Genomic DNA, 21,758 nt, shown 5'->3' with positions numbered 1-21,758 from the left:
TACAAGCATCCATTGCGCTTTGCACGGGAAATCTCGTCAAAAAAGATCAAGCTGGCTGTCGTCCTTGGCTGGTTTTCCAGACCTGGAGTCCACTGGCTTTGCATGGGCCAGGACCATCTCATCTTCGCTGACAGGACGCTGCACGTCTTCATCGTCATTGACGACCTTGTTCACCCGCGTTGAAACAGGGTCAGCGACCAGAAAGTCATCCTCAACTGGAACCAGAAGTTTCTTCGCCTCACGCACATCCACATTTGCCGTATCAAGCCACACATCAAAAACTTCCGGTTTCAGAATGACCGGCATTCGATGATGAATACCGGACATCATCCCATTGGACTGCATGGTCAGAATTGCACCGCTATCCATGTCGCCGCCATCAGGGTCTGACCAGGTATCCCAGAGGCCCGCAAATGCCATCAGATCACCGTTGGCAGGGTGGATCCAATAAGGTTGCTTGCCTTCCGGCGTCCGCCGCCATTCATAAAAACCCGACGCTGGAATGAGGCAGCGGTGATGCCTCATCGCTGCGCGGAACGAGGGTTTTTCAGCGGCTGTTTCCGCTCTTGCGTTGATCAGAAGCGTAAAACTGCCAGGGTCCTTGACCCAGGAAGGTATCAGCCCCCAGCGCAATAGGTGAAATCTGCGCTTACCGAAGTCCTGGCGAACGACTGCCAGGGGCTGTGTTGGTGCGATGTTGTATCTGGGCGGAAAGTTCGGCTGGTCCAGATATTCAAAAAAACTCCGAACAGCGTCCGGCGGCGTAGTGAGGGCAAGTCGGCCGCACATTTTAGGTATCCCCTATCCGGAACCGGTTCGCGTTCAGAACTCGGCGCTACAAGCTGATGCCAAGTTAGGCAATTGGAAACAAAAAAGAAGTAGTCTGATCATCAAGTCAATAACGGGGGACGGGTATGGAGTGTTTGGATCCAGTTTTGGGCGCCGGGGATCTGGCAGCCGAAAGGCTGGAGCAGGCGAATATCAATCCCCAGACTGGTCTGGCAACGGACTACCTCAATCATTTCAACGAAGTGATGATGCTGCTGGAAATGCTTCCGGCAATGCCTGATTGCGCAGAAGATGTTCTCGATTGGGAACCTCTGGACTATGAAGGTCATTTTGAAAATTCGACCTTCAAGGACAAGAATCTGGCCATTGCGGCTTATCACGCCGCGCCCAATTACTTGCGTGAACATCTGGAAGCCCAGGTTGCAGACATCAACAACCTGGTTGGTGAAATTCAGACGCAGCTTCGCGAAGCTGCCGACCCTGCCACCGTTGCTGCGGAAATCGCCGACAGAGCAACCCATGAGATCAAACCGTTGATTTCTGTTGCCGGCGCCGTGATCCATGGTCATGTTGAGCCAGAAGCAACGCAACATGAAGGCGATGGTGCCCAGGCGGAAATCGACGCCCTGTTCGCCTGATCCGAACTACTTTCCCAGGCCGGTATATGTCCCGTTTCTATCCAGATGCGCCCCGTGTCGGTGTCAGTGTACTGTGCTTTAAGGACAACAAGGCGCTCATGATCAAGCGCGGCAAGGAGCCTTACCTTGGTCATTGGAGTCTGCCCGGAGGCCTTGTTGAATTGGGTGAAACCCTGAAACAAGCTGCCGAAAGAGAGTTGCGTGAAGAAACCGGCGTTCAAGCCATTCTCGGTGAACCGGTTGAAACCTTCGACTCCATAGTCCGGGACGAGCACGGAAAGGTAGTGACCCATTTCATCCTGACCGTCTTCCGGGGCAGTTATCTCTCCGGGGCGGCTCTGGCCGGCGATGACGCCGCTGATGTTGCGTGGGTTCACATCGACGATCTGGATGACCGACCGACAACGCCAGGTACACCAAAACGAATTCGGCGGCTCATGCAGGTCTGACAATCGCCTATGCGCTTCACGCAGCTTTGCAAAGACTGTGATTCCATTTCCGCTGAAAAATGTTGGACGATGGCCCAGAAACAACTTGCGTCTCGGAGACACGACCATGTGGCCATTAGGAACTACTGGAGCAGCGCTCCTGCGATCCATGACACTTGTCAGCCTTCTCGCCCTCGCCTTCGCCAGCTCAGGTCATGCCAGTCCCGAACGATGGCAGCGGGGCGGTTTCATCACTGATTTTTCAAAATCCACCGTCGACTTCAAAGATATTTTTTCCGGTGGCCCACCAAAGGACGGGATACCATCGATCGATGAGCCGCAATTTGAAACGGCCAGCACGATAACCTGGCTGGACGGCAGAGAACCGGTGATCCGTCTGGAACAAGGCGACGTTATCAAGGCCTATCCGCTGCAGATCCTCATCTGGCACGAAATTGTCAACGATCGCATTGACGATCTCCCGGTCGCCGTTACCTATTGCCCGCTCTGCAACTCCTCCATCGTCTTCGACCGCAGGCTCGACAGCGAATTACTGGATTTCGGAACAACCGGACTTTTGCGCAACTCTGACCTTGTTATGTACGACCGCCAATCGGAGACCTGGTGGCAGCAGTTTACGGGTGAAGGCATTGTTGGAACGCATGCCGGCCGGGAGCTGAAAATGATCCCGTCGAGGGTCGTTGCTTTTGCGGACTTCAAGAAAGCGCACCCAAATGCCGAGGTCCTTGCCCGGCCCGTGCCTGCAAGACGCAACTATGGTCACAATCCCTATCTCGGGTATGACAGTCGCTCCGCACCTTATCCACTCTATAAAGGCGACTTGCCGGGCGATATCAATCCGATGGCAAGGGTAGTGATCCTACGCAATGGTGACACGCTCATTGCGGCAACGCTGGAACACATCCGCCAAAATGGCGCGCTTGAGCTTGAAGACGGCGTGTCGTTGCGCTGGACAGGTGAAATTTCCTCCATCCTGGACAAAGGCAAAACCGACGCAGGCCGCTCTATCGGTTCTGTCGACGCGGTGAAGACCTCGGGATCTGATGAAGTGCCGCTCGTTCATGACGTAACCTTCGCATTCGTGGTTCACGCCTTTCACCCTGAACTGCCAATTCTTGGGATCAAGTCACCATAGCGCTTGCAGCATGCAGCTCACTTGCGCATGATCCGCTCATGAAGAATGGATGCAAGCGATTTGCCTCGGCCCGCGCTGCCCTTTTTGCGATTCCAATGCTGTCGCTACCTGCACAAGTTGTATTGGCGCAGGAGAGTTCTGTGGACGAACCGCCCTTTGAACAACAGCTGATGCGCTTGTCAGAAATCTTCGGTGCCCTTCATTTTCTCAGACCGCTATGCGGCGAAGATGACACCCCAAGCTGGCGGGACCAGATGGAAGACTTTCTGGACGCTGAAACACTGGACGAAAACCGGCGCCGACGTTTTATCGAACGTTTTAACCAAGGTTATCGTGGCTTTTCAGTTGCTTACCGGGACTGCACGGACGCGGCGCGTATCGCAATGGGACAGTACCTGAGCGAAGGCGAAACAATTATTACCGACGTCACCAGTCGATACGGCCGATAATTCCACAGAAAACTTTCAAAAGTTACGACTTCGTAAACCTTTTCCATCAAATTTGTGGGTGGACGTTAAGTTTGCGTTCACGGTTACTTATCAGCGCGGTCCGCCGTGCTAGGATCGGACTACAAGATTCGGGGCAGGAACACGCTGGAGTTGTTACGCAGCGTACGGAGAGAACCGGTAAGGAAGCGAATGATAAACGACGATTATGCTGATGCGGCAATGGAAGCCGAATTTGCCGAAGACGAAGACATCAGGCGTGCTGCTCTGGGCTTCATCTCCGACGCATGGGCAGAAGCAATTGCCAATGGTGTCGACGCTGACGCAGTAGCGCATGCGGCAATGTTCACAGCTCTCGCGGATCTCGTAGCCGCCTATGGCGAAGACGCTGTTGCCAAGCTTGCCGAAGGACTGCCGGATCGCATCCTGCAAGGCGACTACACTGTGAACCGCGTTCTTCAATAGTCCGCCAGGAATTAGAAAATGAAAAAGGCCGGACAGTCCGGCCTTTTTTGATTCTGTCTTACCTGGCGAAAAGTCCCTATCCGAACGCGTCAAACGCCAGGTTCGCGTAAAGCAACAGACCGAAAGAGATCAGCAAGACACCTGCGATGTGGTTCACCCGATCAAGCCACTTGTCATCAATCGACTGTCTGAAGTGGGATACAGTTGCCGATATGAACACCCACCATGACGTTGCTCCCGCTGCAACGCCGGCGACCATAATCAATGCACCAATATGATCGCCGTGCTGCGGCCGCCAGTCACCCAGGCTGCCGAAGATAAAAATAAAAGCCAGAATCGCTCCCGGATTGGTGATTGCCATGAAAAACGCGGCTGCGGCATCTCCCAGGAACCCTCTTTCGAACCCGTTGCCCTTGCCGTTCAGGTGCGGATGGGTGTGCCAGATCTTGAAGCCGAATATGATCAGCAGTGCTCCGCCGACAAGTTCGATCAAACCCGACTGACCCTTGATGAAATTAATGACCGCTGACACACCGAAAATGGCTGCGGCTGCGTAAATCGTGTCGGCCACGACTGCGCCAAGACCAACAAAGACACCCTGGCGGAAACCGCTGTGAACGGCATGCTGGATCGCCATGATGTTGACTGGGCCGACAGGCGCTGTTGTGAGTATGCCGACAACAAACCCGATCAGCGCATATTCAAAAAATGACACAACCGGTCTAACCCCCAGACCTCTGATCTCGCTATCGTGAAGATTGCACTTTTCGATAAACATCCATCAGCTTGATGACAAGGCGCGAGAAATTCACATTGGCGCTGTTTCCACACTCGCATGAATTGTTTAATGAAAGGCCTATTCAATTCGGGCAGGGCGGCATCGGGAGACAGTCAAAAATGAGACGGATATTCTCGGCAACAGGTCTTGCCCTATTCGCTGCTTTGGGCGCGAACGGCGCCATGGCGGCCAAGGCGCTCACAGTGCAGACGGAAACCATACCAGTCACATCCGGCACTCAGTCCGACACGGCACCGCTTTCTGAAGACGACGTTAAGGTTCCGCAGTCGAGTAGCCCGCCACCGTCCGACGATCCGAAGGTCAAATCAACCGATGCAGGTGCACAGGCCCCGCTGCCGGAAGTTCTCTACAGCACGGACTATCTGCCAAAGCCCGTCGCGCGCATGCATTCACAGTTGAAAGAAGCCGCACTGCTTGGCGACATGAAACGCATGCGCATGGTTCTTGAAAGCAACGAACTGCCGCCGACATTATCCTTTGGCGAGATCGGTGATCCGATCGAGTTTTTGAAACAGAGTTCGGGCGACGGTGAGGGTTTTGAAATCCTGGCCATCCTGGCCGATGTTCTGGATGCCGGTTTCATTCACGTCGACAAGGGCACGCCCCAGGAAATGTATGTCTGGCCCTATTTTGCCCGCTTCCCGCTGCATGACCTGACAGCTGAACAGAAAGTCGAGCTGTTCCGCATCGTGACGGCTGGTGATTTTGCCGAGATGCAGGACTTCGGAGCCTGGAGCTTTTACCGTGTCGGCATCGGCCCTGACGGCACACTGCACTATTTCGTTGCAGGGGATTAACTGGGATATCCCCGGAAGGCTGACTTCAACACACGCTTTCCATGCACCTTGTCCTTGGTCATACTCGCGACCTTCCTGCTATCGGCCACGAGGCGCAGATTTGGCTATCGAAACCGCAGACTATGAGCCGCACGATCGCGCCTCGCTTGTTCCGATACTTTCAGTGAATTTTGTCGGCACGCTGGGATTTTCAATTGTTGTGCCGTTCATGGTTTTTCTTGTGGCCCAATGGGGCGGCAATGCCATCATATATGGGGCGCTGGCTTCAACCTATTCCGTGTTCCAGCTGATCGGAGCCCCTATTCTTGGAAAATGGTCCGATCAGGTCGGCCGCCGAAAGGTCCTTCTGCTCAGTCAGCTTGGAACGATGCTGTCCTGGATCATTTTTCTAACTGCCTTCGCATTGCCGACCGACTCACTTCTTGATGTGGACAATGCCCTTCTTGGACAGTTCAGTCTGACATTGCCCCTGATCATCCTGTTTCTTGCAAGAGCCGCCGATGGCCTTACCGGAGGCAACGTTTCTGTTGCCAATGCCTATCTGGCCGACATTACCGATGACGCGCACCGCACCAAAGACTTCGGCAAGATGGCAATGTCGACAAATGCCGGTTTTATTCTGGGCCCCGCTCTGGCCGGTCTTCTGGGAGCAACCGTTCTTGGCGAGATCTTGCCCGTGGTCGCAGCGCTGGCAATCTCGATCATCGCCAGCGTCCTCATTCTTCTCGGGTTGAAGGAAAGCCATGCCGAGGTCCTGAAATCAAAGCCAGGCCTTCGCAATGCCTGCAAGGTGTTCGGACAGGACACAAAGGAAGTCTACCAACTAAAAGGCCGCGAGGAGACCTCGAACCAGGATATTCTTCGTCTGCCGCTGATGCCCGCACTCCTGACCGTCAACTTTCTGGTCATGCTGGGGTTCAGTTTCTTCTATATCGCGTTTCCGGTTCACGCCGCGACACAGCTCGCTTGGACGGTGACCGAAACCGGGGTTTTCTTCGCTGTCCTCAGTTTGTGGATGATGCTCGTTCAGGGGCCCCTGCTCTCTCGGGTATCTGGATTGATACCCCAGCATATTCTGCTTCTGGCGGGCGGACTGATACTGAGCCTCGGATTTGTATGCCTGTTCTGGGAAAATCCAATCACGATTTATCTTGCCGCCCTTTTCATCGCCATTGGCAATGGGCTGATGTGGCCAACTTTCACCGCGGTTCTGTCCGAATTCGCCGGACGTTCGCTCCAGGGCGCTGTCCAGGGCTTTGCCAGCAGCCTCGGGGCCGCGGCCAGCATATTCGGCTTGCTTGCAGGTGGCCTGCTCTACAATTGGGCTGGTGCCTGGGTCTTCCCGCTTGCCGCTGTTGTTATTGCAAGTGCGGCCATGATTTCGGTCAGTTTCAGACGGACCAACGAAAGTCAGGCTGAGACTTCCGGTAAATGAAGCCAGGATTTTGGCCGTTTAGCTTATGGCAAGTCTGCAAAGCTAAGGGTGCCTCAGACCAATTCATGACGTCATCATGACCCCGTTGCCGAGCCTTCAGTTTGCGCGCGGCGAGAACAGTAGCTTCAGGTAGGTGCGCAACAACATGATTTGTTCCGAAGCGCTGTTGTTCTCGCGAAGGGCCCGCTGAAGAACCAGCCCTCCTTCGACAACGCTTGAAACCATGTCGCCGAGAGCATCAAGATTCACATTCTCGTTTGGCTGGTAGACCAATGAGATCTCTTCAAACATGCCGCGGAAGCGCCGACGCCAGCTCAAGATTGCCTGGCGGTTCAGCTCCCGGACACCGTTGTCGAACAGACGGTCTTGATAAGCGGTCGCGGCGATTACGCAGCCAGGATGGCCATTGGGCATATCGGCCAGCATCTCTGCCAGCATTTTCAGACCGATCAGCATTGAATGAAGCGGATCGTCGCTCAGTTCGCGCGCCCGGGCAAACAAGTCGTCATAAAGTGCGTCTTCAACAGCGATGTATCGTTCAAGCATTGCGCGTGCCAACGCGTTCTTGTCCTTGAAGTGATAAAAGAAACCTCCGCGGGATATCTGTGCGCCGGCAACGATCTCGTCGATCGACGTCGCCTCGAAGCCTTTTTCAAGCACTGCTGCTTCTGCAATATCCAGGATCCGGGTACGTGTGTCGGATTTTTCGGTCATCTGCCCCTTCCCAACTGTACCGTGAGTCCAGTTCAAGCGTTTCCTACACCTATCGCTGTGACATCAATCTGCCTTAGCCATTGAAATTACTGCACAAAAATAATTTGAGCAACCTGACCACGCGACAACTACCGACGGATCGGCGTGCAGCATACTTCTTGTCCATCAAACAAAGGATGGAATAAATGCGAATTCAATTACTTGCCGAGACGGATCGATTTTTCCTGACCGACGGCGGCCTTGAGACTTTCATGATTTTTGACAAGGGCCATGAGCTCCCCTGTTTCTCCGCTGCCGTACTGTTGGATACAGAGCCCGGTCGAAATGACCTGACCGCGTATTATGAGACTTTTATTGATCTGGCCCGGAAATCCGGTCGAGGGTTCGTTCTGGATGCCCCCACCTGGCGGGCGGGCCTGGCCTGGGCAGGCCCATTGCAAACTTCCGTGGCAGAAATCATGGAGACCAATCGCCTTGCTGTTGAATTTGTGAGCGATATTCGCAACAGGCACGAAACGGAAGCATTGCCAATTCTTATCAACGGTCTGATTGGCCCAAGCGGAGATGCCTACGCCACTTCGTCCGAACTCACGGCAGAAGATGCGTTCATGATCCATGCACCGCAGATCCATGCACTCGGGCGTGCCGGCGTGGACATGATCAGTGCAATGACGCTCACGCACTCAAGCGAAGCAATCGGGATTGCCCGAGCCGCACAAGAGATCGACGTACCAGTTGCCATCGCTTTCACCCTGGAAACAGATGGCCGGTTGCCGTCTGGTCAACCTTTGGGAGAGGCCATCGAAGCTGTTGATCACGCTACCGATGCAGCACCGGTCTACTACATGATCAATTGCGCACATCCTGACCATTTTCAGCATGCACTCGACACCAAAGCCGCCTGGCTCGAGAGAATTGGCGGGGTTCGGGCGAATGCTTCGCGGCAAAGCCATGCAGAACTCGACGCAGCTGAAATTCTGGATGATGGCGACCCTGAGGAGCTTGGCCAGTTGAACCTTCAACTTCTCAAGACACTTCCAAATCTGTGCCTGATCGGAGGTTGCTGCGGCACCGACCATCGCCACGTCACCTGTATCTCGAAACAAGAACTACTTCCGCCGGCGGCTTGAATTCGAACCGAGCGAAACTGAATTTTTTCAGCAATTTCAATCAACACCGACATACGGACACAAAAACCATGATCGACTTGAAACAAATCATTGTTCGGCCTGCGACCTCATCCGACGCGCAGGACCTTGCCAAACTCATTGATATCGCTGGCGAAGGCATTCCCCACTGGCTGTGGTCACAAAATACAGCTGAGAACCGCACACCACTTGAGGTTGGAACAGAGCGGGCGCAAAGAGAGAGCGGCGGGTTTTCATACAAAAACGCAATAGTGGCAGAGAATGCCGGACAAGTGCTCGGTATGGTGCTGAGTTACCCGATTGCTGAAGCCCCTGATGAAGACATTGATAGTCTGCCGGACCCAATCGCCCCATTTGTCGAACTTGAAATGAAGTCTGTCGAAACCTGGTACATCAACGCACTTGCCGTCTTTCCGGGTCATCGCTCATCCGGTCTCGGCTCTTTGTTGATGGAGGCAGTTGATACGGCCGCAAGCACATCAGGATTTTCGCGCTTGAGCATTCAAGTCTATGGGCAGAACTCGGGCGCAGCACGACTCTACAAGCGTCTTGGCTTTCGAGAAACAGCAAGATCCCGTGTGAGATTGCACCCGGTGCAACCCTATTACACAGGTGATGTTTTGCTTCTGGAAAAGAACCGATAGCAATTGCTGGGCCTGAAACCTCAAATTCAGACGTATTTCAGGCCCGGATCTGCTAGAACAGGTCGCGATGAGGACGAACGGAAAAACGGCATGCGACGTCGGGAACTTCTCAAAACGAGTGCAATGCTGAGCACGATCGCATTAACAGGACAGCCACTCTTGGCAATGCAAAAACCCGATTTGTACGTGCCACCGGAAGAAGCGCCACATGAACTGACTTTCATGCAATGGCCAGTCAGCCGACGGGTACACCCGGATACGGCATTTCTGCGTGACCTCAAGCAAACTATTGCTGACATTGCCAATATGATCGCTGCGTTTGAGCCTGTCGTGATGTTGGCTGCAGCGGCAGACCACACACAGGCTCGCAAGCTCCTGTCGTCGGCTGTTGAACTTTGGGATATTCCGACAGAGGATCTCTGGTGCAGAGATTCCGGTCCCCTATTTGCTTTCAATAGCACGCGGAAACGCGTTGTCAGTCACATCCAGTTCAATGGATGGGGCAACAAACAGGTTCATGAGAGTGATGGCCAAATTGCTTCCCGGGTCGCCGAGCGGCTGGCAATGGAGCTGGTTTCCAGCGGGGCGACCGGAGAGGCTGGTGGGATCGAACACGACGGTCACGGTTTGCTGATCGCCCATGAGAGTTCCTGGGTCAACAACAACAGAAACCCGGGGCTGCCCCGGACCGAGATTGAGAACCTGTTGTTGCAAGCCTATGGCGCAGAACGGTTCATCTGGTCACCTGGCGTCTGGGGGGAAGACATCACTGACTATCATATCGACAGCCTGGCCCGGTTCACTGGTCCTGGACGCGTACTGATCAATCTGCCTGACGAGCCGGATGAGGCCGATCCGTTTCATCAGGCTGCACTTGATACTCACGACCGGCTTCTTGCGGCTCAGCTGCAGGTGGATGTCATACCCGAGCCATATGACCATAGGGTACAAACTGTTGATTTCGTCGCCTCTTATGCAAATTATTACGTTTGCAACGGCGGCGTGATAGCCCCTCAATTTGGTGACGCGGAAACCGATGCAATCGCCGTCAAAGCGCTTGAGCGACACTATCCTGGCCGTCAGATTGTCGCGCTGAACGTTGATGCTCTGGGTGAGATCGGTGGTGGCATCCATTGTGCGACACAACAGTTGCCGTCGGCCTGACCCCATCAGTATCCGACCGCCCCGGCCTTCGCCATCCAAATGATGCGTAGATCCGTCATGCAACCTCAGATACATTCACGAAGAGTTGCATTATTCCAGTATCTTATTACAGTTTCCTTAGGGAAGGGATGTTATGGATAGCGCGCTTGCGCGTGCGACCAAGGAAGGAATGAAACATGTCAAAGTTACGAGCCGTTTTAGCGGTTCTGTTGCTAGCCGGCATTGCGTTCCTGGCATCGCCCGTCGTCCGTGCTCAGGCAGACGGAATATTCGATGACGGCTGGACGCTTCAACCCGACGCGTCGTCGCTCAGATTCCAGTCCGTCAAAAACCTTACGCAGGTTGAATCAAGCAGCTTTGCTGAGTTTGAAGGGAAGATCGAAGAGAATGGCGACGCTTCCGTTCGCATCTTTCTTGATTCAATCGATACCAAGATCGATCTTAGAAACGTGCGAATGCGTTTCCTTTTCTTTGAAACGTTCGAGTTTCCCTCGGCGGTCATCTCAACAAATATCGATCCGACGGTGTTGAGCGATTTGCCCGAGCGCAAGCGCAAGATTATTCCGCTGACCTTTTCCCTAAAGCTTCACGGTGTCGAGAAGACCCTAACGAGCGAAGTCGCCGTGACGCTGATGAGCGACGATCTGGTCGCCGTGTCGAGCACAGCGCCGATCTCCGTCGCAGCTTCCGATTTTGGTCTGGATAGCGGTGTCAAGAAGCTGGAAGAAGCAGCAGATGTCGTGATCGTACCTTCGGCTACGGTTTCCTTCGATTTCGTCTTTGCCAAGAACCAGGATGATGACGAAGCTCGTACAGCTTCTGCCGAACCCGCCAAACAATCGGAGCTAGCAGCCGCCAAAGCGCTGGAACCAGAGGGCGACTTTGATCTTGAGGCATGCACCGGACGTTTTGAAATCCTGTCGCGCACTGACAACATCTACTTCACCAGCGGCAGTTCCGGTCTTGACCCGAGAAGTGAGCCTTTCCTGAACAGTCTTGTTGACATTGTCGCCCGCTGCCCGGGTCTCGTGATCGAAGTGGCCGGCCATACCGACAGCGTCGGCCGCGCAGCAGCCAATATGAGATTGTCACAACGCCGGGCAACAGCCGTCATGGACTATCTCGTCTCGAAGGACATTCCCGATAATCGGATCAGAAGCGTCGGCTATGGAGAAACCCAACCGGTCGCGTCCAACAACACGCCGGAAGGCAAACGTCGAAATCGCCGAATAGAGTTCTCCATTGTTGAATAGAAACAAAGTCAGCTCAGCTTCGCTAGTTTCGGCCACCTTGATGATCTTGCTGGCCCTGATCCTGCCTGCAAAGGCGGAAGAAAAACGCATTGCGCTTGTCATCGGCAACGCCGGCTACAGCAATGTGACGCCGCTGGACAATCCTCTCAACGATGCCGAGCTGATGGCGTCTTCGCTCGAAGCCGTCGGTTTCGAAGTCATTCTCGTCACCGAAGCAACACAGCTTGAAATGGTTCAGGCAATTGCAAGCTTCGGCAGTAAACTGCGTGACGCTGGCGAAGACGCGACGGGGCTGTTTTATTACGCAGGTCACGGCGTGCAATCTTTTGGCTCCAACTTTCTTCTACCGGTTGACATCGCGCTCAACGATGCCGCCGATCTCAGTCTCGTTGGCGTGCCTGCCCAAGCAGTGCTGTGGCAGATGTTTTCTGCAAAAAACCGAACGAACATCGTCATTCTCGACGCGTGTCGGAACAACCCGTTCACGACAATCGCGGATCTGAACGACAATGGTCTTGCGGAGATGAAAGCGCCCAAGGGCACGTTCCTTTCCTACTCAACCGCCCCAGGTGAAATTGCAATCGACGGTGTCGGTTCAAACAGCCCGTTCACCGAAGCGCTAGCAAAACGAATGACAGAACCGGGGCTCCCGGTCGAGGCACTTTTCAAGAAGGTGCGTGTCGACGTTCTCAGCGAAACCGGCGGGCTCCAGACCCCATGGGACACCTCTTCACTCACCACCGACTTTCAATTCGTCACCGCTGAAGCGCCACCGGCACAACTCCTGCAAATGCGCCAGCTTTGGGACTCGGTTCGTCTGAGCCGTGACCCTGTTCAAATTCTTCTGTTTTTGCGCGCAAATCCGGACAGCGTCTTCACGAAAGATGCCCGGGCACTGCTACAGGAATTGATGCTGGAGGAGCTGCAGGCGGAAGCCGGGAAACCCGCACCGGAAACGGAAACTGCCGAGCAGTCGAAACCGGCCGTACAGCCTGAACCGGTTTCGCCGGGCCAATCGGAGCGCGATCTTATTGAAGAAGCGCGCAAAACCGGCGACGCAGAAGCCTATGAGAACTATCTGAACGCTTACCCCGAGGGCGCGTTTGCCGAACTGGCCCGCCTGGAGTTGCAGTCAATTCAGACAAACGCTCAACGCACGGACCCGATCTCCAATCCTCAGCCTGTCGTGACACAAGAGCCTCAGCAGCCAGCGCCTGATCAGGAGACACGGATCACATTCAATGCTCCCCTGGGCATTGGCGATGCCGAAATCGCCACCCGCAGCATAGCCCAGCTCATTCAGGGATCTCCTCGCTTCCCACCGATCGAGGGCCTGCCGGAAGACGCCTGGAAAAACAAGAGTTGCGCTTCCTGCCACCAGTGGGAACAGGCCAACCTTTGCGAACAGGCCCAAACCTATTTGAAAGAAAACTCCGAGGCAGCCGACAAAGCTCACCCATATGGCGGCGGATTTAAGTCGGCACTTAGAGACTGGGCACGCAGCGGATGTGAATAGGCCTGTGCGAGAGCCATTCAGGATCGATTGATTGTTTTCTATTCGGCGCTTGTGATTACTGCATAATCTGCATATCCGCGATAGAGCTGGCGATATTCAAGGCCAGCACCTTTTCGTTCTGCAAGAGCCTCAAGTTCCGATTTCAGCTCACTGCGCGGACTGACGTGGAATGACCGCAGCCACTTGAACAAGGCTTTCCGGAACCAGGCTGGAAGTCGTCCTTGCTGACCGAAATCGACCACGTGAATTCGCCCGCCTTCCGCGAGACACCTGCTTCCGGCGGCAAGCGCTTCTCGCCAGACCGGGATCATCGACAGTGTATAAGAATAAATAATCCTGTCGAATGCCGGGATACCCAGACCTTCTGTAACGAAAGGATCGGCTGCATCGCCTTTAATCAGGTGGACCTGATCGCCGATACCGGCTCTTTTAATGTTCTTCTCTGCGGTTTCCAGCATGTTTCTGGAAATATCGAGGCCATAAAATCTCGCATCCGGATATCTCCGTGCAGCTGTCACCAGGTTCCGACCCGTGCCGCATCCCAGCTCCAATACCGTGCCGCCTCGCGGCGGTTGCAGATCGCTGATTAGCTGATCGCGCCCGAGAAGATAGTATTTTCGCGTCAGATCATAAAAGTGGCGCTGGTTACGATAGACAGCATCCATCAAACGGGCAGTTTCGACGGCTTCTCTCATTGTCATTTCCGGATCAGCTGACTACCCGTTGAACACATAAAGATGGAACCCGCCATAGATTGACGAACGATCCTGCCGACCGAGTTCTAGGCTTTCTCTTTCTTCATAGGTCCAACGATCAAGTATCGCATCAGCAACGCGGCCCGGCAGCAAAGAGGGTTCAGCAGCCGTGCGGAACACGACCCTGGCCCCCGGTCGAGCGGTGCGGGTGATCTCACTCCAAAGGGCATTCAATTGATGATCGGTCATCCAGTCCTGTGCATCGAGAAGCACATAAGCATCCAGCATGTCGTCATCGACGCCTTGCAAGTGCTCGGTGAAGTTCCGGTTCAGGACCCTCACCCTGCCGGCGCGTTCGCGAATTTCTTCAAAATGCGCTCGTTTCAGATAGGGCGGCAAGGGCCCCGATCCTCCAGTGGACCCATCTTTATCCGATGCATATCCGCGCCCGAATGCCTGCCAGGCAAAATAGTTGTCCTGCATGGAAAAATCACAGGCAAGCTTTTCGAGCCTCTGGCGCAGGACCGCTGACATGTCCCCTTCCGCATTGGCTGAGACAAGCGCGTCATACTGTGCCGGTGGAATACCCAGCCCGTAAAGGGACATTTTTTTCGAGGTCGCCCAACGGACAAGTCGCTTGTCAAAGAGGGGCGCCAGCGCCGTATCGAAGAACGAACGTTGCTCCTCAAGCGATTTGGCCTTGACCATGTGCTTGGGGTCGATGCCGTATAGCCGTGCCACAAGGTGACCCAAGCCGATGCAGTATCCGAGGAGACCGTGATGATAGAGATCACGGGAAAAAAGCGTAATGCGTTTCCGGCCCCAATTGGCCAGGTCGCGTCCTTCCCAGTAAGCGATGGTTTCCGGATCAAGGTTGTCTTTGAGGAAACGACGATATGCCGCCACGTTGGCTTTTTCGTCCGCTTCGCCGAAGAAACGGTAGAACGTTTCGTAGTTCGGGAAATACTTGGCTGCGGCCAGTTTCAACCGGCCGAGAGCCACGTGAGCGCGGTTGAGGTCAACCGCGGTGATTTCAGCCGGATTGGCAGTCAGGTAGGACATGACATTACAGCCACCCGAAGCGATTGTGATCATTCTGCTATCAGGGGTCAGTCGCAGAGCCTTCATGTCCACGTCCGGATCTTCCCAGATCTGAGGATAGACAAGGCCCTTGAAGGCGAAGGTGAACAAGCGCTCAAGCATTCCCTCGCGAGAGGTTGCCCCGGATCGGTGAACCGCGTTCTTTAGCCGTTTCTTGGACGCCGATAGCGTGCCATTCGCCATTGCCCTCTCCCGAGTCGCCTGTGAAATGAACCTGCTTTCCGATACGGCAGAGACACGACAGTTTGGTGACGTTCCTGGAGAATTATTCGATTGTCCGGGCAATAAAAAATCCCCGCCGGAGCGGGGATCTTCGGTTTCGGATCTGATCGGACAGCCGACTAGCGGGTGACTACGACAAAGTCTGTGCCCAGGCCCGTGTTTCGCTTGAAAGTCCGGTCGGTGATGGTCAGGGATGTCCCTGGCGTCAGCATCTTGGAGATCTCGAGCGCGACCTTTTCCGGCATCACGACCCGGTCAAGCAAGTCTTTTGAGTCGCCGCCGCGGTCGCCTTCTGCTGAGACAGCCATCCAGTCGACGGTCTGGTCGCCCTTTTCAAAATCAAGCGCGGTATAGACGTGCGTACCGATATCCTTGTCTATGTTCTTCAGTGTTACAGGCGCTGAATACACATCACGGAACTTGCGGCGTACGCGAAGCATCGCATTCTGCGGCTTTTCATATCCGGCCTCTGCGTAGATCTTTGCCACAAGCGCATCGGTCACCTTGCCGGTCACTGGCAGTTCGGCACCTTCCTGATAAAGGCTCAAAGCAGCCCGTGTCTTGCGGCCGAAGATACCATCGACCGGACCTGCGTCGTAGCCCATCTCATTCAGAAGACGCTGCAGTACTCTCGTGCGGCTCGGCGCTTTCTGAGGTGTAATGATCATCCTCAAAGGCTTGTCAAAATACGGATTTTCCAGCTCGGCAACAGGCAAAGAAGCCTGCAGGTTCGCGGGCTGAATAGCGCCCCGCAGGGCGGGGTCTGCCTGAATGTTCTTGCCGGACAGACTTGCAACCTTGGTCTCGGGAACGAAGGGCTGCGGCAGGACGCTGTGACGGACGCTTTGCGGCTTTGCCGGATCCCTGGTGACGACGACATGCATGCCTCTGTCCGTCATGCTGTAAAGCGACTTGGCAAAGGGACGTGGCATTCGAATGCAGCCATGCGAAGCCGGATAACCGGGCAGCCTTCCCACATGCAGCGCAATACCTGACCAGGTCAGACGCTGCATGAATGGCATTGGCGCATTGTCATAAAGATTGGAAAAATGCTTGCGGCGCTTTTCCAGGATCGAAAAAACACCCGTGGGCGTGCTGTGCCCACGCTTCCCCGAAGAAATCGGCGACGTTTCGATCAGATCGAGCCCGCGATAAACCTGAATCTGCTGCTTGTTCAACGACACCAGCATATGCAACGGTGGCTCGGTTGCCGCTTTTTCGGCATCCTTTGCAGTATCGCGTGCCCATGCACCGGATACGGCGGTAGCTGACAGAAGTGCTGCACTTGCCAGACCCAGCAGAGCGCGTGTCCGCCTTCCGCGGCTATATTGACTAAAAGACGACATCCCAGAGCTCCCCAACGCAAAACCTATCAAGCTCGACCTAGTGTTTAACCGAGATCTTTTTAGATCGGGTTAGGAAACACGGTTACTTATTGGTTTCCTTCACCCTTTCCCCCAATCCGTCGCACACTATCGGGACTCGATCTGTTATTCACATCACAAATTGTACAGCTCTGACTCCAAGAGGTGAGGTTTGCCTCACCTGAGACGCGGGACTTCACGCGTTTCCGATCTATTTCCTGAGGCCGTCCTGAAAGACGACTGCTTCACCACGGGACGGTGTTGTGAGCTCATCTTCCCACATGACACGCTGTCCCCGCACAATGGTTCCAATGGGCCAGCCGGTTACTTCCTTACCGTCATAAGGTGTCCAACCACACTTTGAAGCGATCCATTCGTTCCTGATGGTTTTCTTGAGCTTCATGTCCACGACAGTAAAGTCCGCATCGTAGCCGATCGCGATCCGACCCTTGCGGGCAGTCTGGAACAATCTGAGTGGGCCTGCGCTTGTCATGTCGACAAATCGGGCGAGGCTCAATCGACCGGCGTTCACATGATCGAGCATGATGGGAACCAGGGTCTGAACACCTGTCATGCCCGACGGAGAGGCTGGATAAGGTTTCTGTTTTTCTTCCAGCAAATGCGGCGCATGATCAGACCCGAGGATATCGAGAATGCCTTGCTGCAGCCCCCACCACAGACGATCCGAATGATGCGGTGCGCGCACCGGCGGGTTCATTTGAACCAATGAACCGAGGCGATGATAGGCCTCATCCGTCAATGTCAGATGATGCGGAGTTACTTCGATAGAAGCCACGTCCTTGTGCGCGATCAGATAGTCCACTTCCTCCGCTGTCGAAAGGTGCAGAACATGTATCTTTGCGCCTGTTTCCCGGGCGATCGTGACCAGGCGTTCGGTACACTTCAAGGCTGCAATTTCATCCCGCCAGATGGGGTGCGAGCTCGGATCGCCTTCAACGCGTTCCCCCTGTCGCTCACGCAAGCGAAACTCGTCTTCGGAGTGAAACGCTGCACGGCGCCTTGTTACCGACAGAATGTCTCTGACACCCTGATCGTCTTCAACCAAGAGATCTCCGGTGGAGGACCCCATGAAGACCTTGATACCTGCTGCTGCCGGGAGCCGTTCAAGTTCGGGAATATCCTTCACGTTTTCGCGGGTACCGCCAACCCAGAACGCAAAGTCGCAATGCATGCGATGGTGCCCACGGCTGACCTTGTCGGCAAGGGCCGCTTCGCTTGTGGTCAAGGGGTTTGTATTGGGCATTTCGAAGACTGTTGTTACCCCGCCCATCGCGGCAGCGCGCGACCCGGTTTCAAGATCTTCCTTGTGCTCAAGACCGGGTTCGCGGAAATGAACCTGTGTGTCCATCACCCCTGGCAAGACATGCAATCCGGTACAGTCAATCACTTCTCCAGCCTGAGCGCTGTCGAATGAGCCGATGCCGGCGATGCGACCATTTCTAATCCCGACATCCCGAACCCCCTCGCCGTCCTGGTTGACTACGGTTCCGCCTTGCAGGATCAGGTCATACGTCGCGCTCATTGAGCTCCTCCGGTATCGCGTTCGGGGCATTTTAACTGGTCTCATGGGGCTTATACGCGGACCCTATTAAAAGAGCCAGACACGGTGCCCGGTTTCCACTCTTGCCGGCACCATTGAGAGAGCCTATTTGGGGCAAGGGCGAATGTTCTAATTTCATGTCCGACAAAAGGAAGATGCCGTGCCGTCTGCAACCTATGCTCATCTGACCGATCGTTCGCTGATCAGGGTCGCCGGTGATGAGGCGACGCATTTTCTACAGAACCTGGTGACGTCGGACCTCGACAATCTGGGTCAGCTCGGTGCTGCCTCCGCCGCTCTGTTGACACCCCAGGGCAAGATCCTCTTCGACTTCCTGATCTACAAACTCGACGATGTTTTTTACGTAGACGCGCCAAGTTCCATAGCCCCCGATCTGCTCAAGCGTCTGACTTTTTACCGCTTGCGGGCGAAAGTCGATCTTGAAGCTGTCGACGCAGAAATTGGCGTCTTCGCTTTTTGGGGAGATGGAAACACAACAAACGAAGGTCTCCTTACGGTCAACGATCCGCGTCTGGAGACCCTCGGTCAACGTGTCGTCGGTCAGGTCGATCTTCTATCGCATTCCCTTGACGGTGCTCCTGCCGATCTTGCTGCCTATGACACGCACCGGATCGCACTTGGCGTTCCGGAAGGGCTGAAAGACTATGACTATTCCGACATCTTTCCTCATGACGCCGACCTCGACCAGCTGAACGGCGTCTCATTTACAAAGGGCTGCTATGTCGGCCAGGAAGTTGTTTCAAGGGTCCAGCACCGTGGCACGGCGCGCAAGCGGTTCGTCAAGGTCGCCAGCGGCTCTGATCTTCCTGCCAAGGGAACAGACCTTACCGCCGCGGGCAAGAGTGTGGGAACGCTGGGGTCAACAGCCATTAGTCAGAATGGGTCGATTGGGTTGGCGCTGATCCGCCTTGACAAGGTTGCGCAGGCCAAGGACAACGGCAGCCCACTTCTATGCGGCGATGTGGAAGTCGGCGTGGCTTTGCCTGACTGGGCTCAATTCACGTGGCCTGAAACGAGCGCCGTGGACTGAAACCGCTCTTTGTCCAGAGGACCGATGCCCGCTGCCCGTTCCGATCAGCCCCCTCGTGCCTGGCAACGCATGTTGTCGGGAAGACGCCTTAATCTGTTGGACCCTTCACCCCTCGATGTCGAGATTTCAGACATTGCGCACGGCCTTGCCCGCGTCGCACGCTGGAACGGCCAAACCTTTGGCGATCATGCATTTTCAGTCGCCGAACACTCACTGATCGTAGAAGACATCGCGCGGCAACTCAGGCCCGACCTGACAGCGAACTGGCGGCTCGCCGTGTTGCTGCACGATGCACCGGAATACGTGATCGGGGACATGATATCACCGTTCAAAGCGGTTATCGGCGAAGCATACAAGGCCGTTGAAACCCGATTGCAAGGCGCAATTCACCTGCGCTTCGGACTGCCTGCTGTAATTCCTGTGACGGTCAAGAAACTCGCCAAACGGGCGGATATCATCAGCGCGTATTTCGAGGCTGTTGAACTTGCCGGTTTCGATGAACAGGAAGCAGCCAAGATCTTTGGACGGCCTCGTGGTTTTCCACTCAACAAGGATGGCAAGCTGCACTATGGGCTGGAACCATTATCGGTGGCAAAAGCCCAGGAAAAATTCATGGAGCGTTTCAACGAGATCGAAGCCCTGCGTGAAGCTGGGAACAAACGGAGCGAACGCGAAGCAAACGGGTGACCTTGAGCGCGAATGACCCTAGTTTGTTGGCAGATACTAAAAAGGTTTTGCCATGCTTCACGTGTGCTCCTTATCCAAGTTGACGGATACGGTGAATAAGACCGGCGCAAAAACACTGGTCACGCTAATCAATGCGGAAATGGAAGTACCGACGCCGGCGGGCATTGATCCCGGCAAGCACCTCTTCCTGGCTTTCAATGACATTGTCGACCCTGTCGAAGGATTGATCCCGGCAAGCGAACGACATGTTGAAGACCTGATTGCTTTTGTCGGTTCCTGGGACAGGCAAGCGCCGCTGGTTATTCATTGCTGGGCCGGCATCAGCCGGTCAACGGCAGGTGCCTACGTTACGGCCTGCGCTCTCAATCCAACGGCAAACGAATATGCGCTCGCCGCATTGCTGCGGAAGCGCTCGCCGTCTGCAACGCCAAATGCACGCATCGTGGCCATGGCCGACAAGTTGTTGGGCCGGGACGGGCGCATGATCGACGCCATTCGTGGAATTGGACGAGGTGCCAACGCCTTTGAAGGAACACCGTTTCTCATGCCCATCGATTCTGAGGAGTAGCCATGCCGCACCGGCAAGCCAGCATCGAAATCGGATTGAACGCCGTCATCGTGTCGGTTTCCAACGGCATGCCTCAGATCGTCCATGTGAACGACACGGTGGGTTCACCCCTTAACGGACTACCCTTCGGACCGTTTGACCCGATACGGCATCGCACCTTTGACATCGGCCTGAGGGCCTGGGTGGAAGAGCAGACCGCGTTGCGGCTTGGCTATGTCGAACAACTCTACACTTTTGGCGACCGGGGCCGTCACCGCGTTGCCGGAGATGAAGGACCTCATGTTGTTTCCGTCGGGTACCTGGCCTTGACGCGTCAAACACCCGATTCTGAGGAAACACTGTCTAAGCACAACTCCGCCTGGCATTCCTGGTATGACTATTTTCCTTGGGAAGACTGGAGAAGCGGACGCCCTGCGCTGCTCGACAATGAAATTCTGCCAGCGCTCGACGCTTGGGCCCAGGAACCACCGGCGGCCGGAGAACCGCCAAGGCCACTTGCCCGCAGCGAGCGTATTCATCTTGCCTTCGGCACCGGCACGACAAGCTGGGACGAGGAACGTGCGCTCGAGCGTTACGAGCTGCTTTATGAAGCCGGATTGGTGCAAGAGGCCCGAACGGACGGTCGCGCCGCGGCGCAAGCCCGTGGCGATCTGCCTTTCCTTGGCGTGCCCATGAGGTTCGACCATCGACGCGTCCTGGCAACGGCAATCTCCCGCCTGCGAGGAAAGTTGAAATACCGACCGGTTATATTCGAGCTCATGCCGGAAACTTTTACTCTGACAGACCTGCAAACATCGGTTGAAGCAATTTCCGGGCGTCACCTGCACAAACAGAATTTCAGACGGCTTGTAGAAAACGCCGATCTGGTTGAGCCAACCGGAGCAACCTCTACCGCGACCGGCGGGAGACCGGCTGCCTTGTTCCGTTTTCGACATCAATTGATGAGCGAGCGCCCTGCACCTGGATTGCGCGTTGGTGGCGGACGATAGCCGCCTTTTGATCGAATCGTATTTTCATTTGTGCCTAAGACTTTGACGGGTTGGGTCAATTTCCGACATTCAGCTCTGAAAACTACTTAGTAATATTAACCATAACTTCGCGCTTTTGATTTCAAACG

General features: G+C 54.9%; 23 protein-coding genes. 16 read left to right on the top strand and 7 right to left on the bottom strand.

The genetic code is table 11. The features are described from left to right. Positions 1-36: 36 nt before the first annotated feature. On the bottom strand, positions 37-789 hold the full coding sequence (locus Q0835_RS05035) for an SOS response-associated peptidase (protein ID WP_298958956.1): 753 nt from the start codon (positions 787-789) through the stop codon (positions 37-39). Between the two features lie 125 nt (positions 790-914). Between Q0835_RS05035 and Q0835_RS05030 the strand changes: the two genes are divergently transcribed. The 5 genes from Q0835_RS05030 to Q0835_RS05010 all read left to right on the top strand — a co-directional run bounded on the left by Q0835_RS05030 (position 915) and on the right by Q0835_RS05010 (position 3,922). Then, entirely contained in the window at positions 915-1,427 is a 513-nt protein-coding gene (locus Q0835_RS05030) for a hypothetical protein (protein WP_298958953.1), read from the top strand. A 26-nt stretch (positions 1,428-1,453) separates the two neighbouring features. Continuing rightward, entirely contained in the window at positions 1,454-1,876 is a 423-nt protein-coding gene (locus Q0835_RS05025; RefSeq protein ID WP_298958950.1) for an NUDIX hydrolase, read from the top strand. Positions 1,877-1,982: 106 nt separating this feature from the next. Then, the gene (locus tag Q0835_RS05020; protein ID WP_298958948.1) at positions 1,983-3,011 is read left to right on the top strand and encodes a DUF3179 domain-containing protein; all 1,029 of its coding nucleotides are present in this window, start codon (positions 1,983-1,985) and stop codon (positions 3,009-3,011) included. 38 nt (positions 3,012-3,049) lie between these two features. Next, positions 3,050-3,460 carry a TIGR02301 family protein gene (locus Q0835_RS05015; protein ID WP_363324465.1) on the top strand — a complete coding sequence of 137 codons (411 nt, stop codon included), beginning with the start codon at positions 3,050-3,052 and terminating at the stop codon, positions 3,458-3,460. Between the two features lie 189 nt (positions 3,461-3,649). After that, positions 3,650-3,922, top strand: a complete 273-nt coding sequence (locus tag Q0835_RS05010; protein ID WP_006933467.1) for a hypothetical protein — start codon at positions 3,650-3,652, stop codon at positions 3,920-3,922. Between the two features lie 76 nt (positions 3,923-3,998). On the opposite strand, the gene Q0835_RS05005 is transcribed toward Q0835_RS05010, so the two are convergent. Beyond that, positions 3,999-4,637, bottom strand: coding sequence for a LysE family transporter (locus tag Q0835_RS05005; protein WP_298958945.1), 639 nt, complete (start codon positions 4,635-4,637; stop codon positions 3,999-4,001). A gap of 182 nt (positions 4,638-4,819) precedes the next feature. Between Q0835_RS05005 and Q0835_RS05000 the strand changes: the two genes are divergently transcribed. Both Q0835_RS05000 and Q0835_RS04995 read left to right on the top strand, forming a co-directional pair. Continuing rightward, the gene (locus Q0835_RS05000) at positions 4,820-5,518 is read left to right on the top strand and encodes a hypothetical protein (RefSeq protein ID WP_298958942.1); all 699 of its coding nucleotides are present in this window, start codon (positions 4,820-4,822) and stop codon (positions 5,516-5,518) included. 100 nt (positions 5,519-5,618) lie between these two features. Then, on the top strand, positions 5,619-6,953 hold the full coding sequence (locus tag Q0835_RS04995; RefSeq protein ID WP_363324464.1) for an MFS transporter: 1,335 nt from the start codon (positions 5,619-5,621) through the stop codon (positions 6,951-6,953). Positions 6,954-7,049: 96 nt separating this feature from the next. Here the strand turns inward: Q0835_RS04995 and Q0835_RS04990 are convergent, their stop codons facing one another. Continuing rightward, positions 7,050-7,667: a TetR/AcrR family transcriptional regulator gene (locus Q0835_RS04990; RefSeq protein WP_298958936.1), complete on the bottom strand. Its 618-nt coding sequence runs from the start codon at positions 7,665-7,667 to the stop codon at positions 7,050-7,052. Between the two features lie 185 nt (positions 7,668-7,852). Between Q0835_RS04990 and Q0835_RS04985 the strand changes: the two genes are divergently transcribed. From Q0835_RS04985 to Q0835_RS04965, 5 genes are all read left to right on the top strand, one after another. Continuing rightward, positions 7,853-8,797: a homocysteine S-methyltransferase family protein gene (locus Q0835_RS04985; RefSeq protein WP_298958933.1), complete on the top strand. Its 945-nt coding sequence runs from the start codon at positions 7,853-7,855 to the stop codon at positions 8,795-8,797. A 68-nt stretch (positions 8,798-8,865) separates the two neighbouring features. Beyond that, positions 8,866-9,459: a GNAT family N-acetyltransferase gene (locus Q0835_RS04980; protein WP_298958930.1), complete on the top strand. Its 594-nt coding sequence runs from the start codon at positions 8,866-8,868 to the stop codon at positions 9,457-9,459. 90 nt (positions 9,460-9,549) lie between these two features. Continuing rightward, positions 9,550-10,623, top strand: a complete 1,074-nt coding sequence (locus Q0835_RS04975) for an agmatine deiminase family protein (protein WP_298958927.1) — start codon at positions 9,550-9,552, stop codon at positions 10,621-10,623. Between the two features lie 176 nt (positions 10,624-10,799). Continuing rightward, a complete protein-coding gene (locus tag Q0835_RS04970) occupies positions 10,800-11,876 on the top strand; it encodes an OmpA family protein (protein WP_298958924.1) in 1,077 nt (358 codons plus the stop codon). Between the two features lie 40 nt (positions 11,877-11,916). Beyond that, a complete protein-coding gene (locus tag Q0835_RS04965) occupies positions 11,917-13,392 on the top strand; it encodes a caspase family protein (protein WP_298958921.1) in 1,476 nt (491 codons plus the stop codon). Between the two features lie 38 nt (positions 13,393-13,430). Here the strand turns inward: Q0835_RS04965 and Q0835_RS04960 are convergent, their stop codons facing one another. The 4 genes from Q0835_RS04960 to Q0835_RS04945 all read right to left on the bottom strand — a co-directional run bounded on the left by Q0835_RS04960 (position 13,431) and on the right by Q0835_RS04945 (position 18,317). Further along, positions 13,431-14,087, bottom strand: coding sequence for a class I SAM-dependent methyltransferase (locus Q0835_RS04960; RefSeq protein ID WP_298958918.1), 657 nt, complete (start codon positions 14,085-14,087; stop codon positions 13,431-13,433). Between the two features lie 21 nt (positions 14,088-14,108). Further along, positions 14,109-15,371: a DUF3419 family protein gene (locus Q0835_RS04955; RefSeq protein WP_298958916.1), complete on the bottom strand. Its 1,263-nt coding sequence runs from the start codon at positions 15,369-15,371 to the stop codon at positions 14,109-14,111. Positions 15,372-15,529: 158 nt separating this feature from the next. Then, on the bottom strand, positions 15,530-16,756 hold the full coding sequence (locus tag Q0835_RS04950) for a L,D-transpeptidase family protein (protein WP_298958913.1): 1,227 nt from the start codon (positions 16,754-16,756) through the stop codon (positions 15,530-15,532). A gap of 229 nt (positions 16,757-16,985) precedes the next feature. Beyond that, on the bottom strand, positions 16,986-18,317 hold the full coding sequence (locus tag Q0835_RS04945) for a dihydroorotase (protein WP_298958911.1): 1,332 nt from the start codon (positions 18,315-18,317) through the stop codon (positions 16,986-16,988). 178 nt (positions 18,318-18,495) lie between these two features. Between Q0835_RS04945 and Q0835_RS04940 the strand changes: the two genes are divergently transcribed. The 4 genes from Q0835_RS04940 to Q0835_RS04925 are packed head-to-tail and all read left to right on the top strand — an operon-like array spanning position 18,496 to position 21,630. After that, on the top strand, positions 18,496-19,386 hold the full coding sequence (locus tag Q0835_RS04940; RefSeq protein WP_298958908.1) for a folate-binding protein YgfZ: 891 nt from the start codon (positions 18,496-18,498) through the stop codon (positions 19,384-19,386). Positions 19,387-19,410: 24 nt separating this feature from the next. Next, positions 19,411-20,073 carry an HD family hydrolase gene (locus Q0835_RS04935; protein ID WP_298958905.1) on the top strand — a complete coding sequence of 221 codons (663 nt, stop codon included), beginning with the start codon at positions 19,411-19,413 and terminating at the stop codon, positions 20,071-20,073. A 52-nt stretch (positions 20,074-20,125) separates the two neighbouring features. Continuing rightward, positions 20,126-20,641 carry a tyrosine phosphatase family protein gene (locus tag Q0835_RS04930; RefSeq protein ID WP_298958904.1) on the top strand — a complete coding sequence of 172 codons (516 nt, stop codon included), beginning with the start codon at positions 20,126-20,128 and terminating at the stop codon, positions 20,639-20,641. Positions 20,642-20,643: 2 nt separating this feature from the next. After that, positions 20,644-21,630, top strand: coding sequence for an NAD regulator (locus Q0835_RS04925; protein WP_298813753.1), 987 nt, complete (start codon positions 20,644-20,646; stop codon positions 21,628-21,630). The last annotated feature ends 128 nt before the right edge of the window (positions 21,631-21,758 follow it).

Source organism: uncultured Roseibium sp. (assembly GCF_947499295.1).
GTDB lineage: Bacteria > Pseudomonadota > Alphaproteobacteria > Rhizobiales > Stappiaceae > Roseibium.
The sequence above is the reverse complement of the archived record's forward strand: the minus strand, read 5'-3'. Positions and strand labels throughout refer to the sequence as shown.

Coding starts and splice junctions, on each gene's coding strand:
- Q0835_RS05035 (WP_298958956.1), bottom strand. CDS start 789: ATGTGCGGCCGACTTGCCCTCACTACGCCGCCGGACGCTGTTCGGAGT.
- Q0835_RS05030 (WP_298958953.1), top strand. CDS start 915: ATGGAGTGTTTGGATCCAGTTTTGGGCGCCGGGGATCTGGCAGCCGAA.
- Q0835_RS05025 (WP_298958950.1), top strand. CDS start 1,454: ATGTCCCGTTTCTATCCAGATGCGCCCCGTGTCGGTGTCAGTGTACTG.
- Q0835_RS05020 (WP_298958948.1), top strand. CDS start 1,983: ATGTGGCCATTAGGAACTACTGGAGCAGCGCTCCTGCGATCCATGACA.
- Q0835_RS05015 (WP_363324465.1), top strand. CDS start 3,050: ATGAAGAATGGATGCAAGCGATTTGCCTCGGCCCGCGCTGCCCTTTTT.
- Q0835_RS05010 (WP_006933467.1), top strand. CDS start 3,650: ATGATAAACGACGATTATGCTGATGCGGCAATGGAAGCCGAATTTGCC.
- Q0835_RS05000 (WP_298958942.1), top strand. CDS start 4,820: ATGAGACGGATATTCTCGGCAACAGGTCTTGCCCTATTCGCTGCTTTG.
- Q0835_RS04990 (WP_298958936.1), bottom strand. CDS start 7,667: ATGACCGAAAAATCCGACACACGTACCCGGATCCTGGATATTGCAGAA.
- Q0835_RS04985 (WP_298958933.1), top strand. CDS start 7,853: ATGCGAATTCAATTACTTGCCGAGACGGATCGATTTTTCCTGACCGAC.
- Q0835_RS04980 (WP_298958930.1), top strand. CDS start 8,866: ATGATCGACTTGAAACAAATCATTGTTCGGCCTGCGACCTCATCCGAC.
- Q0835_RS04975 (WP_298958927.1), top strand. CDS start 9,550: ATGCGACGTCGGGAACTTCTCAAAACGAGTGCAATGCTGAGCACGATC.
- Q0835_RS04970 (WP_298958924.1), top strand. CDS start 10,800: ATGTCAAAGTTACGAGCCGTTTTAGCGGTTCTGTTGCTAGCCGGCATT.
- Q0835_RS04965 (WP_298958921.1), top strand. CDS start 11,917: ATGATCTTGCTGGCCCTGATCCTGCCTGCAAAGGCGGAAGAAAAACGC.
- Q0835_RS04960 (WP_298958918.1), bottom strand. CDS start 14,087: ATGAGAGAAGCCGTCGAAACTGCCCGTTTGATGGATGCTGTCTATCGT.
- Q0835_RS04955 (WP_298958916.1), bottom strand. CDS start 15,371: ATGGCGAATGGCACGCTATCGGCGTCCAAGAAACGGCTAAAGAACGCG.
- Q0835_RS04950 (WP_298958913.1), bottom strand. CDS start 16,756: ATGTCGTCTTTTAGTCAATATAGCCGCGGAAGGCGGACACGCGCTCTG.
- Q0835_RS04945 (WP_298958911.1), bottom strand. CDS start 18,317: ATGAGCGCGACGTATGACCTGATCCTGCAAGGCGGAACCGTAGTCAAC.
- Q0835_RS04935 (WP_298958905.1), top strand. CDS start 19,411: ATGCCCGCTGCCCGTTCCGATCAGCCCCCTCGTGCCTGGCAACGCATG.
- Q0835_RS04930 (WP_298958904.1), top strand. CDS start 20,126: ATGCTTCACGTGTGCTCCTTATCCAAGTTGACGGATACGGTGAATAAG.
- Q0835_RS04925 (WP_298813753.1), top strand. CDS start 20,644: ATGCCGCACCGGCAAGCCAGCATCGAAATCGGATTGAACGCCGTCATC.